A 12,257-nucleotide genomic window follows, 5' to 3' on the forward strand; every position below is an offset into this window, starting at 1 on the left:
CGGAACTTACAGGGCCGCGTTCAGCGCACTCACGATGCCGCTGCCGAAGCCGCTGGCGTAGTCCCAGCCGACCGTCGCCGTCTCACCGCCATTGCTGCCGGAGGTGACGTCGTGATAGCTGGCGGTGGATACGCTGTACAGGTGCGGCCCGGCGAAGCCCAGCGTCGGATGCGCCGCGAGCATGCGGGCCCAGGTGGCCGCGAACAGCGGTGCCGCCAGGCTGGTGCCGCCGTACTGCGCATTGCTGCCATTGACGATGATGATCGCACCGGAGTTGGGATCGGCGTCGAAGGCCACATCCGCCACGTCGCGGGTAGTGCCGCCGCCCTGGGTCTGCCAGCTCGGTTTCGGTTCGACCGTACTCGGGCTGCCGCCCGCGCCGCTCCACAGTGTCTCGCTCACCCAGCTGTTCGACGCGCCGGTGCTCAGCGACGTACCGCTCACCGCCACCACGTACGGCGAACTGGCCGGGTAGCTCGGCGTGGTGCCGGTCGGCTTCTTGGTGCATTCGTTCGAGCCGGAGTCGCCGGTCGAGATGGAGAACGTCTGGCCCTGCGCCACGCCCAGCGCGAGGATCTGGTCATCCGCCGCCATCGAGCCGTCCTGGTAGGCGCTGGTTTCGCATTCGCCGAGCGAGACGTTGACGACCTGTGCCTGGTTGTCGCTCACCGCCTTGTTGAACGCGGCGGTGAGATCGCTGTTGGAGAGCGAGTTGGCCGCGTAGAAGATCAGCTTGCCGACCCCGCCGGACATCGCGACGATGTCCTGGCTGTCCAGATCCCACTCGGGCGTGCCGCTGGTGTCGGTACCCGGCGTGCTCACCGTCACCACCTGCGTGTTCACTGCCGGCAGGCCGTTGGTGCTGGTGAACTGGTTGAGATCCTTCAGCGGCTGGGTCATGTCGCCATCGCTGATGATGCCCACCGTGACCGTGGAAGCGGTCGGGGTGCCGACCACGTTGTAGATGGTCGGAAACGCGGTGGGGTTGTGGCCGACCAGGGTCGCGCCGCCACCGCCGCCCGGCCGGCCCTTCTCCACGCGTCCCTGCGTCGAAGCCTTGGCCAGCATGGTGTGCGGATGCGTCACCGTCTGCAGGCCGCTCACCGACAGCACGACGTCGGCCAGTGCCGCCGGCACCTTGGCGTCGTCGATGTTGGCGTAGGCGGCGCGACCGTGCTCGTCAGTGGCCTTGACCAAGCGCGTGCCGAACGCGGCCCCCGCATTGCCGGCGGTACCGTCCGCCGAAACCAGCAGGCGGTTGGCCGATATGCTGACGTGACTGAAGCCGGCCTGGCTCAGGTAATCGGCCACGGCCTGCGCCTGCGCCTGGCTCGGCAGGAAGTTCGCGGCCACGTCGCTCGACTGCAGCTTGGCGCGGAACAGCGGGCTGGCCGGGTTGTGTGCGGCGGCGATGAAATCGTCGAGCGCACCCTTGTTCCGGATCTTCAGCGTCACCTGCACGTGCAGCGGCATGCTGGATGCCACCAGGCTGCTCATGTTCACCGACGCGGCCGGCACGTGCGCATGCGTGGCCGTCGTCTTCCACGTCGAGTCGACGCCGGCCGCCGCTGCGACCGTGGACGCCAGCGCCCAGATTGCCCCCATTGCCAGACACAGCGAAGTCTTCTTCATCTGCATGGTTGATCCCCGAGGTTGATGGTGCGAACAGAAAAATTCCGGTCATTGACGAATCGGAATCCCGTGACGCGGCCCTGGTCCCACCCAACGAATCCCTGGCCTCGCCAGTCCTCGACGCTAACACGCGGGGGGGGCGAATAATCCGTGCAGCCGTCAAAAAAACGCATGCAAGTGGTTGATTCGCAAAAGCTTGCGGAAACGCATGAAATCGCGACAGGCGGCGAGGCGGTCGAATCCGGCCTGCCGCACCTGGCCATCAGACCCGCCGATGACGGTCTGTCCTTCGGTGCCCGCAAATGCCGTTGCAGGCACCGCCGCTACTTGAGGTAGCTGCGCAACACCGCCAGTACCGGGAGGAGTTCGTCCTGCCGTTTGCTGCTGCCGCGGCCGGCCACGTGCGAGCGCAGATGGCCCTCCATCACCTGCAGGATCAACCCGTTGACCGCGCCGCGCACGGCTGCCAGCTGCTGCAGCACGGCGCCACATTCCGTGTCGCCTTCGATGGCGCGTTCGAGCGAGGCCAGCTGGCCGTTGATGCGGCGCACGCGGGCGACCAGCTTCCGGCGGTTTTCCTGGATGTGCGACACGGCGACTGCCTCTCGTCATATACTGCGGGGGAGTATATGACCAGAGCACGCAGCATGCCCGCCCCCGACGTCTCCGCATTCACCCACAGCCACCAGTTCAACCACGTCGACGCCAAGGCGGAGCGCAACACTCGGCGCGTGGTGTACATCACGGCGGCGATGATGGTGGTGGAGATCGCGGGCGGCTACTGGCTGAACTCGATGGCCCTGCTGGCCGACGGCTGGCACATGAGTTCGCATGCGCTGGCGATGGGACTTTCGGTGATGGCCTATGCGCTGGCCAGGCGCTACGCGAAGGACGGCCGCTTCGCCTTCGGCACCTGGAAGATCGAGATACTCGGCGGCTACAGCAGCGCCCTGCTGCTCGCCGTGGTTGCCGCGCTGATGATGGTGCAGTCGCTGGAGAGGCTGTTCGTGCCCGCCACGATCCACTACGACGACGCGATCCTGATCGCAGTGCTCGGCCTGGGCGTCAACCTTCTGTGCGCATGGCTGCTGAAGGGCGAGCACCCCCACGCGCACGGGCACGCGCATGGACACGATCACGGCCACGGGCACGACAACCATCATCATGACGTGAACCTGCGCGCGGCCTACCTGCACGTCATCGCGGACGCGGCAACTTCCGTGCTGGCCATCGTCGCGCTGGTCGGCGGCAAGCTATACGGTGCTGCCTGGCTCGATCCGGTGATGGGCATCGTCGGCTCGATCCTGGTCGCGCGCTGGGCGTTCGGCCTGCTGCGCGAGTCCGGCAAGATCCTGCTGGACGCCGAGATGGACCAGCCGGTGGTCGATGAAATCCGCGACGTGGTGCGCGATCAGTTCGCCACGGCGGCGGTCAGCGACCTGCACGTCTGGCGCGTCGGCCGCGACAGCTACGCCTGCATCCTCGGCCTGGTGGCCACCTCGGCGATCAGCGCCGAGGAAGTCCGCCGGCAGTTGGCCGTGCACGAGGAACTGGTGCACGTGACTGTCGAGGTCGCGGTGGCCTAGTGACGCTCTGATCTCGCACTCGCCACAACGTCGGTATGACGCGCCCGCCTGGGCAGCCGCTACCCGGGCGCGCCGAATCGATGGCGCCGGTCGCGGCTACGCGACCAGCGTCCCCTGGTGAAACACGATGACCCAGTCGTCGCCGTCGCGTCGCCAGATCGTGCTGCGCCGGCTGACGCGCTCGCCCTGTTCCAGCGTGTAGCTGAGCAGGTAGGTGTGCGCGCCGAGTTCGCGGCAGTGGAAGTCGCGGGTGATCCAGCTGTGTTCGGCGGGATCGGGGGTGCGGTGTTCCAGCACGTCGAGCACGCAGGCGCGGCTGTAGCACTGGCCGGAGGCGCCGATCTCGAAAAAGTCGGCAGCGGTCATGCGTTCGAAGTCGGCGCGCGTGCGACCGAACTCGGGGCGATGGAAGATCGGCTCGCGCTTGCGCAGGGCCTGCAGCACACCCAGCAGTTCCGGCGGCGTGACGGGATCGGGTTCGGGTTCGGGTTCGGCCGAAGGATGCATCGGCGGACTGTTCCTGCGCGAAAGGTCGGCTGATGGTATCGCCGCCTGCGTCCGCCGTTCCACGGCAAGGTCGCGCGTGGCGGCCTTGCCGCTGTGGTGCGGTCAAGCGTGCGTCTGGTCGAGCTTCTGCATCTTGAGCGCGCGCTGCACGCCGGGGTCGGCGCGCATGCGTCGCTCGAATGCCTGCAAGTTGGCGAGGCCGCCAAGGTCGACGTTCACCGCGTGGGTCCAGCGCAGGGTGACGAACAGGTAGGGGTCGGCAATGGAACGCTCGCCGGCCAGCCAGTCGCGTCCTTCCAGGTGCTTGTCCAGCCGCTCGAACCAGGTGCGCAGCTGCTGGCGCGCGGCGTCCTTGCTCTTCTCGATCATCGCCTCGTCGCCAAGGTAGCTGGTGGCGCCGAACAGCGGTTTGAACGCCGGGTGCACGTCGGAGTTGATCATTGCCAGCCAGCGGTTCACCTCGGCGCGGCCGCGCGGAGTAGGTTCGCCGCCCAGCTTTGCGGCGGGGAACTTGTCGGCAAGGTAGTTGAGGATGGCGGCGTTCTCGTTGAGCGCCCAGCCGTCGTCGACGAGGATCGGCACCTGGCCGTTCGGGTTCAATGCGCGGATCGCCGGGCTCGCCAGATCATTCTTCTGCAGCAGTTGCAATTCGTAGGGCTGGCCGATCCATTCGAGCACGATGTTGGCGCCCAGCGCGCACGAGCCGGAAAAACTGTAAAGCTTCATGGATGTCTCCTTGGGTGAAGCGGATGCCGCGTGGCAGACGCGGCGGAATGGCGTGCAGCAGCACGTCCTGTCCAGATGCCGGCGGCAGCGGCGAACTTCAAGCCGCCGTCGGGGCCTGGGCCGGCGGTTGCCACAGTTCGATGCGGGTGCCTTCGGGATCGGTGATCCAGCCGAAGCGGCCGAACTCGCTTTCGTCGACGCGCTCGTCCACCTGGACGCCATCGGCGCGCAATTGCGCCAGCAGCGCGTCGAGGTCGTCGACGCGGAAGTTGATCATGTACGACTGCGGGCCCGCGCCGAAGTAGCTGGTGTCGGCCGCGAACGGCGACCACAGCGTGTAGCCGGGCCGCTGTTCGTCCTCGTCGAAGCGCACGCCGCCCCATGCCTCGGCATCCAGGCCGAGATGTTTCGCGTACCACGCCGCGAGCGCGGCGGGATCGCGCGACTTGAAGAAGATGCCGCCCAGTCCGGTGACCTTGGCCATGTCGTTGTCCTGTCGCGTCGGATGTTCCGGCCCATCGTATACCGGCGCGTCACGTGCAGGGCGGGCGCTGCCCGCCGCTCCCCGGCCATGCAGATAAGGGGGGGAGTATCAACTAGGACAGGACAAGGAGCTCTCATTGCCTTCGTCCCCTTGTTCCTGTTCCGGAGAACCTCAAGCCGCCGCCGGCTCAGGTCTGCATCCTGACTGCCGGTTCGCGAAATGCGGGTCAACGAGCCGCGCCCTGTTCCCGTATCATCTGCGCCGCCCGCCTCGACCTCGGTACGAATGGAATCGGATGAAACGCAACAAGCTCGTCACGCTGGCAATCCTGCTCGCCGTTCCCCTCGCCGCGTGCATGCAACCGCAGGATGCCGGGGAAGCACCACCGGCAAACCCCGCCAACAGCCCTGACCTGTCGGAAGCCTGCAGTTCGGTCGATGCCGAAACCGGTGCGCTTGTTCCCTTTGCGCGCCTGATCCAGGTGCACGTGGAATTGCGCTACCGCGTCGACTACCTCGACGAATTCAACGACAACGACGGCACCGCAAGCAATCGAACCGAAATGCACGCGCTCGTCCAAGGCTCCGCAGACCTGCTCGCCTGTACATGGAAGGAGTTCGGCTACAACCAGTACATGTTCCATCCAGCGCGCGAAGAGGAACTGCCTCCCTTTCCCGCCCCTGCGTCCGGCACGGTGAGCCTGAAGGGCCTGCGCACCGGGCGTGCCGTGGTACACGGCGAAACCATCACCACGAAGGAAACCGTGCAGGCCAGCGGCAAGCTGCGGGGGGTCACGCTGTCCGTCCCGACCCGCGATGAAACCATGCCGGACGGCGACGGCACCTGCATTGAAGTGGGTTTTGATGCGCCGATGTCCGGCAACTGGACTCTCGATGTCGCAAGCACCGATGGCACTCGCAAGCATGAGGAGAGGTCGCCGGAGTCGCTGGAAGGCAGCGTCTATTCGGCCTTTGCCGTCAGAACCTACGACACCGGCGAATCCGAGTTCATCAATCATTCGCTGACGCTCTGCGATGGCCCGCGCAACCGGCCCGACCAGATGACGCAGGGTCTGCCCGCCGGCGGCATGACGATCAGTCCGGACGAGTCCGTGTGGACCCGCAGCGGCGAGTGGGTCGGCCACAACACGGTACCGGCCGAGCATCGCTACATCGACTTTTCCCTCAAGGTCGTGCCTCGAACCCTGCCATATCCGAATCCGTAGCTGCCCGGGGCAACACGGCGGCTGTCAGGGCGTGCCGGCAGCCAGCGCGGGTCTTCGGCCGGGTCTGTGAAGCAAAGGCTGGCGGGCGGCGCAGCCCTACGACGGCAGGTCGAAGAAGGCCTGCACGTCCGCCAGCTCGCGCGTGCGCGGCATCGGCGGCACGCTGGCGAGGAACAGCTTGCCGTAGCCCTTGCTGGTGAGGCGCGGGTCGCACAGCACCAGCACGCCGCGGTCGTGCACGCTGCGGATCAGGCGGCCGGCGCCCTGCTTCAGCGCGATCACGGCGCTGGGCACCTGCCAGCCCATGAACGGATTGATGCCGGATTGTTCCAGCGCGGCGAGGCGCGCCATCAGCACCGGATCGTCGGGCGCGGCGAACGGCAGCTTGTCGATCACCACCACGCTGAGCGCCTCGCCGACCACGTCGACGCCTTCCCAGAAACTGGCCGCACCGAGCAGCACGCCGTGCCCGCTGGCGCGGAACTCCTCCAGCAGTCGCGGCCGCGGCGCGCTGCCCTGCACGAACAGCGGCCACGGCACCTTGTCCTGCAGCAGCTCGGCGGCGCGGCGCAGTGCGCGGTGCGAGGTGAACAGCAGGAAGGCACGGCCGTTGGAGGCCTGCAGCACCGGCAGCACCGCCTCGATCACCTGCTCGGTGTAGTCGCGTGCGTTCGGGTCGGGAAGGCCAGCGGGCAGGTAGCACAGCGCCTGGTGCGCGTAATCGAACGGGCTGTCCAGGCACAGTGTCTGCGGCTCGTCCAGGCCGAGCTGGCGCGCGAAGTGGTCGAAGTTGCCGGCCACCGACAGCGTGGCCGAGGTGTGGATCCACGCCGCCTGGGTGCGTTCGCGCAGGCCGCGCATCGGCGCGGCGAGATCCAGCGGCGTGGCGTACAGCGCGAAGCCGCGCGGGAAGGTTTCGTACCAGCGCACGTCCTGGTCGCCATGCGTCTCGATGATGCGCTCCAGCCGCCCGCCGAACAGCGCGGCGCGTTCGTGCAGGTTGGCGAAGCCACGCGAGCGCTCGGCCTGCGAGGCGAGCAGCTCGGCCAGCGTGGCCAGCAGTTCGCCCAGTTCGTGCAGTGCGGCGCGCACCTCGGCGCGATCCTCCAGCAGCGCGAAGGCGCCGCGCGAGGGCAGCGGCTCCAGCGCCAGGCGCAGCTTGCGCAGCGCGTTCTGCAATGCCTCGACCGGTTCCAGCAGCAGGCCGATCGCGCCGGTGATACCGCTGCATTCGGTCAGCGTGTCCTGCGCCATGTCGGTCAGCTGGCGCGCGCTGACGCTCTGCGAGAAGAACTGGCCGGCGAGTTCGGGAATCTGGTGCGCCTCGTCGAGGATGAAGGCCGTCGCGCCGGGCAGGATCTCGCCGAAGCCTTCCTGCTTCAGCGCCAGGTCGGCGAACAGCAGGTGATGGTTGACCACCACCACGTCCGCCTCCATCGCCTCGCGGCGTGCCTTGAACACGTGGCAGTCGTCGTAGAAAGGGCACTCGACGCCGAGGCAGTTTTCCGCGGTGGAGGTGACGCGTGGCCACAGCGGCGACTCCTCCGGCACCTCGGCCAGTTCCATGCGGTCGCCACGGCGGGTGCGCGCCGACCAGGCGCGGATCGCGGCCAGCTGCGCGGCCTGCGCCGGCGCCAGGCTGCCGCCATCGCGCACGGTCTGGTCGAGCCGGTACAGGCAGAGATAATTCGCGCGACCCTTCAGCAGCGCCGTCTTCAGGCGTGCGCCCAGCACCGAGCGCACCTTCGGCAGGTCACGGAAGTACAGCTGGTCCTGCAGCGACTTGGTGCCGGTGGAGATGATCACGCGCTCGCCCGACAGCAGTGCCGGCACCAGGTAGGCGTAGGTCTTGCCGGTGCCGGTGCCGGCCTCGGCAACCAGCGTGTCGCGCCCGGCGATGGCCTGCTGCACTGCCCGCGCCATCGCCTGCTGGGCCAGCCGCGGCGCGAAGTTCGGCAGCTCGCGGGCGAACGGGCCGTCGGCACCGAGCAAGGCGCCGACGTCGTCGTCGGACACGGTGTCGTCGGGAGCGATCATCCGCCGATTATGGCCGAGCGACCGCCGTCGACAAAGCGGCGCGGGAACCGCGACGGTGGCCGGCGCATCCACTGGCATGCCACCCGCCCGCCACTCCAAGGAGGCAGCCGTGAGACTGTTCGCACCCGAAACCGCACCCGTACTCGACCTGGTCGACATCCACGGCCAGGCCATCGCGACCAGCCAACCCGGTCGGCTTACCCTGCTCTCGTTTTTCCGTGATGCGGCCTGCCCGTTCTGCAATTTCCGCATCTACGAGCTGACCCAGCGGCACCAGGAATTGTCCGAGCGCGGGCTGGACGTGGTGGCGGTGTTCAGCGCCTCGCAAGCCGAGGTGCTGCGCTTCGCCGGCCACCGCCCGCGGCCGTTTCCGCTGGCGGCCGATCCCACCTCGCGTGCGCACGAGGTCTACGGCATCGAGCGTTCGCTGTGGCGCAAGTTCAAGGCGATCGTGACGCGGGTGCCGACCCTGATCCGCGGCCTGCGCCTGGTCGGTTTCGCCGGCCTCAACACCGGCAACCTGATGCCGGCGGATTTCCTGATCGACGGCCGCGGCCGCATCGTGGAGGCCTACTACGGCCGCGACGCCGGCGACCGGATTCCGCTGCAGCGGGTCGAAAGCCTGCTGCGGCAGGATCGCAGCCGCCGCGCGGCGTAGCCCGGGGCCACTGGCGAGAAGCCGCGGCTGGATTCACCATGCGCCCACCATCGCCGGAGGAGTGCGTCGTGACGACCGAACTTTGCATGCTGCTGTGGAGTGTGGTGCTGGGGCTGGTGCAGATCGCCCTGGCGGCGAGCTGTTCGATCGGCCAGCGCGGGCTCGGCTGGATCGCCAGCGCGCGCGACGAGGTGAAGCCGCCGCTGACCGGCGTCGGCGGACGACTCGATCGTGCCCGCGCGAACTTCCTGGAAACCTTTCCGCTGTTCGCCGCCGCGGTGCTGGCCGCGCAGGTGATGCAGCAGCACGACCCGCTCACCGTGCTCGGTGCGCAACTTTATTTCTGGGCACGCGTGCTCTACGTGCCGGTGTATGCCGCCGGCATTCCCTACCTGCGCACGCTGGTCTGGGCGGTGAGCCTCGCCGGCATCGTGTTGTTGCTGGTGGCGCTGCTCTGAGCGGCCGGGGCCCCGCCGCTCAATACCGGGGCACACCCGCCTTGCGGCACTGCTGCACCCACTTGCGCGCGGTCGACGCGCCGACCGTGTCGTTCGCCTGCAAGCGGGTCTCGACGATGGTCTGCCAGTTGCGCGCGCACAGCGGACCAAGGCGCGGGCCCAGCGTCCACGACTTGTGCGCCAGCTTTTCGGCGCGCACGAAATTCTTCAGCCGGATCGCGATCTCGGCGCGCTCCTGCAGCAGGTCGGGCGCATCGGGGCTGATCTGCAGCGCCTTGTCCAGCGTGGCGGCGGCGGCAGTGTAGTTGCCGCTGCGTTCGTCCTGTTCCGCCTGGACCATCAGCGCATCCACGGCCGGGTCGCGCAGCGGCTTCACGTCGATGACCGAATCGTCGTGCGCGCCGGCGGCACGGATCGCCGCCACCGCGTCATGCTCCGGCACGGCCGCCGGCGCTGGTGCCGGCGCGGAACGAAACAAGCTGCAGCCGGCCAGGGTGGCAAGCAGCGCCGACAGCAGCAGCGGCGCGAGGCGTCGGGAAGTCATGGGCATGGTCACGGCGTGGTGGTCGAGGGAGCGGGGGTGGCGGTGTCGCCGCCGAACAGGCTTTGCCAGAAGCAGCCCTCGGCATCGGCCGGCAGGCTGCCGGCGACCACCGGCACCTGCTGCGCGCCCTGGCATTGCGGCTCGGTGCGGCGGCCATCGGCGGGGTTGATCCAGGCCATTTCCAGGCCCGGTCCCGGCGCGGCGGACAATGGCGTGGTGGGCAGCTTGGCGAACAGGTCGCGCCAGGCGCGCAAGCCGCCGCTGGCGCCGAACAGCGTGGTCGGCTTGTTGTCGTCGCGGCCCATCCAGAACACCGCCAGGTGGTCGCCGGTGAAGCCGGCGAACCAGCTGTCGCGCATGTCGTTGCTGGTGCCGGTCTTGCCGGCGGCGTGCAGCGAGGCCAGCGCGGAGTTGCCGATCGCGCTGGCGGTGCCGTACTCGGCCACCTGCTGCATTGCCCAGGTGGTCAGCCGCACCGCCTCCTGGTATTCGCCGGGACCGGGCTGCACCTGGTAGCGCTTGATCGTGCGGCCGCTGCCGTCGAGCACGCCGCGCACCGCCAGCAGCGGCAAGGCGTGACCATCCGCCGCCAGATACTGATAGAGCTGCGCCACCTGCAGCGGAGACAGGTCCAGCGCGCCGATCAGCAGCGAGGGGCTGGGATTGACGTCGGTGAGCCCGAACGATTCGAGGAACGCACGGATACGCGGCAAGCCCACCGCCATGCCGAGATGGATCGTGGCGAGGTTCCACGAATGCGCCAGCGCATCGACCATGATCAGCGGGTCATGGCTGCGGTGGTCGTCGTTCTGCGGCGTCCACATGCTGCCGTTGGGCTGGCGCATGCTGATCGGGCTGTCGTCCATCATGCTGGCCAGGTTCCAGCGCTCGGGCTGGGTCAGCGCGACCAGGTAGACGAACGGCTTGATCGTGGAGCCGATCTGCCGGCGGATGTCCAGCGCGCGGTTGAAACCCGGCTCGCCCGGATTGCGGTTGCCGACCACGGCAAGCACGCTGCCGGTGTGCGCATCGGTCACCACCGCCGCCGCCTGCACGCCGTCGCCGCGCTTGCCCAGGCCCTTGAGCGAACTGGTGATCGCCTGCTCGGTGTACAGCTGCGCGGCCGGGTCCAGCGTGGTGAAGATCGACAGGTTGCCTTCGCGCAACGCCTTCTCGTCGAAGTCGGTGGTGATCTGCTTGCGCACCAGATCCATGAACGCGGGGAAGCGGTTGTGCGGCAGCTGGCCGTTCTTGATCACGTCCAGCGGCGCAGCCTGGCCCGCATTGAGCTGCGCGGCGCTGATCAGGCCGGTGTCGAAGAACTCCTGCAGCACCAGGTTGCGCCGCGCCAGGGCGCGCTTGGGTGCGCGGCGCGGGTCGTAGTAGCTCGGCCCCTTCACCAGGCCGACCAGCAAGGCGATCTCCTGCGGCCGCAGCTCCTGCAGCCGGCGCCCGAAATAGAACTCCGACGCGGCGCCGAAACCGTGCACCGCCTGCGCCCCCTGCTGGCCCAGGAACACGTCGTTGACGTAGGCCTCCAGGATGCGCCCCTTGCTGTAGTGCGCCTCCAGCAGCAGCGACATCAGCGCCTCGTTGATCTTGCGCGTCAAGGTCTGGTCGCGGCTCAGGAACAGGTTGCGCACCAGCTGCTGGGTCAGCGTGGAACCACCCTGCACGGTGTGGCCGGCACGCAGGTTGGCCAGCGCCGCGCGCGCGATCGCGCCGAAGTCGATGCCGATGTTGTTCTTGAAATTGCGGTCCTCGACCGACTGCAGGCCCTTGACCAGCAGCGGCGGCACGTCGCGCAACTGCACGAAGCGTCGCTCCTCCTGGCTGGCGCCGTACAGCGTGGCGATGCGCGCCGGGTCGAGATGGGTCTGCTTGATCGGCTGCTTGTCCGCCGCGGTGTGCACCGAGGCCACCTCGCCGCCGCCCAGGGTCACCACGATGCGCTTGGGCAACTCGCCGCCGTCGGGGCCGGCGTAGCCACGCGAGGAGATCGTGTAGCGGCTGCCCTGCTTCATCCAGCTGCCGGGCACCTGGCCCTTGCCGTCGTGGCTGTAGCCGGCGAAGGTCAGTTCCAGTTCCAGCGCGGCGCTGGTCATCGGCTCGCCGGCCTGCAGCGGCAGCGGCCGCGCATACACCCGCGTGGGCACCGCGAACACCAGGTCGTTGAAACGATCCTGCACGCGCTTGTTGAGCACCAGCACGTACGGCAACACGAAACCGACCAGCAGGCCCAGGCCGATCCAGCACGGAATGCGCAGCCACGGCCAGCTGCGGCGGGCGAGGGAACGGGTACGGTCGAGGAAGCTCAAGGGCGGCGGAATCCGGCGATCAGGTTTCCCGATGATAGGGCGTGCATCCCGGCGCGCCCATGAACGCCGCGGCGGTTTTGCG

The 12,257-nt window shown here is 68.3% G+C and carries 12 protein-coding genes; 4 read left to right on the forward strand and 8 right to left on the reverse strand.

From position 1 onward, the window contains the following. Window positions 1-6 precede the first annotated feature (6 nt). Both ACVCL9_RS10365 and ACVCL9_RS10370 read right to left on the reverse strand, forming a co-directional pair. Window positions 7-1,638, reverse strand: coding sequence for a S53 family peptidase (locus ACVCL9_RS10365; RefSeq protein ID WP_447098190.1), 1,632 nt, complete (start codon window positions 1,636-1,638; stop codon window positions 7-9). A gap of 317 nt (window positions 1,639-1,955) precedes the next feature. After that, window positions 1,956-2,225, reverse strand: coding sequence for a metal/formaldehyde-sensitive transcriptional repressor (locus ACVCL9_RS10370; protein WP_395120057.1), 270 nt, complete (start codon window positions 2,223-2,225; stop codon window positions 1,956-1,958). Between the two features lie 54 nt (window positions 2,226-2,279). Here ACVCL9_RS10370 and dmeF point away from each other — a divergent pair, with 54 nt between their 5' ends. Continuing rightward, window positions 2,280-3,218 (forward strand): CDF family Co(II)/Ni(II) efflux transporter DmeF, encoded by a 939-nt coding sequence (gene dmeF, locus ACVCL9_RS10375; RefSeq protein ID WP_447099529.1) that lies wholly within the window; start codon window positions 2,280-2,282, stop codon window positions 3,216-3,218. Window positions 3,219-3,314: 96 nt separating this feature from the next. Here the strand turns inward: dmeF and ACVCL9_RS10380 are convergent, their stop codons facing one another. From ACVCL9_RS10380 to ACVCL9_RS10390, 3 genes are all read right to left on the reverse strand, one after another. Further along, on the reverse strand, window positions 3,315-3,725 hold the full coding sequence (locus ACVCL9_RS10380) for a nuclear transport factor 2 family protein (RefSeq protein WP_447098189.1): 411 nt from the start codon (window positions 3,723-3,725) through the stop codon (window positions 3,315-3,317). A 102-nt stretch (window positions 3,726-3,827) separates the two neighbouring features. Then, a complete protein-coding gene (locus ACVCL9_RS10385) occupies window positions 3,828-4,451 on the reverse strand; it encodes a glutathione S-transferase family protein (protein WP_447098188.1) in 624 nt (207 codons plus the stop codon). 97 nt (window positions 4,452-4,548) lie between these two features. Continuing rightward, complete coding sequence (locus ACVCL9_RS10390; protein ID WP_447098187.1) at window positions 4,549-4,935, reverse strand: VOC family protein; 387 nt, start codon at window positions 4,933-4,935, stop codon at window positions 4,549-4,551. Between the two features lie 295 nt (window positions 4,936-5,230). Here ACVCL9_RS10390 and ACVCL9_RS10395 point away from each other — a divergent pair, with 295 nt between their 5' ends. Then, window positions 5,231-6,160: a hypothetical protein gene (locus ACVCL9_RS10395; protein WP_447098186.1), complete on the forward strand. Its 930-nt coding sequence runs from the start codon at window positions 5,231-5,233 to the stop codon at window positions 6,158-6,160. Between the two features lie 96 nt (window positions 6,161-6,256). On the opposite strand, the gene ACVCL9_RS10400 is transcribed toward ACVCL9_RS10395, so the two are convergent. Continuing rightward, the gene (locus tag ACVCL9_RS10400; RefSeq protein ID WP_447098185.1) at window positions 6,257-8,197 is read right to left on the reverse strand and encodes an ATP-dependent DNA helicase; all 1,941 of its coding nucleotides are present in this window, start codon (window positions 8,195-8,197) and stop codon (window positions 6,257-6,259) included. A 109-nt stretch (window positions 8,198-8,306) separates the two neighbouring features. Between ACVCL9_RS10400 and ACVCL9_RS10405 the strand changes: the two genes are divergently transcribed. Then, window positions 8,307-8,855 carry a redoxin domain-containing protein gene (locus ACVCL9_RS10405; protein ID WP_395120063.1) on the forward strand — a complete coding sequence of 183 codons (549 nt, stop codon included), beginning with the start codon at window positions 8,307-8,309 and terminating at the stop codon, window positions 8,853-8,855. A gap of 68 nt (window positions 8,856-8,923) precedes the next feature. Then, on the forward strand, window positions 8,924-9,313 hold the full coding sequence (locus ACVCL9_RS10410; RefSeq protein WP_395120064.1) for an MAPEG family protein: 390 nt from the start codon (window positions 8,924-8,926) through the stop codon (window positions 9,311-9,313). 19 nt (window positions 9,314-9,332) lie between these two features. Here the strand turns inward: ACVCL9_RS10410 and ACVCL9_RS10415 are convergent, their stop codons facing one another. Both ACVCL9_RS10415 and mrcB read right to left on the reverse strand, forming a co-directional pair. Then, complete coding sequence (locus ACVCL9_RS10415) at window positions 9,333-9,863, reverse strand: tetratricopeptide repeat protein (protein WP_447098184.1); 531 nt, start codon at window positions 9,861-9,863, stop codon at window positions 9,333-9,335. A 2-nt stretch (window positions 9,864-9,865) separates the two neighbouring features. Continuing rightward, window positions 9,866-12,175, reverse strand: a complete 2,310-nt coding sequence (gene mrcB, locus ACVCL9_RS10420) for a penicillin-binding protein 1B (protein WP_447098183.1) — start codon at window positions 12,173-12,175, stop codon at window positions 9,866-9,868. Between the last annotated feature and the right edge of the window lie 82 nt (window positions 12,176-12,257).

The organism is Rhodanobacter sp. UC4438_H5 (genome assembly GCF_052978405.1).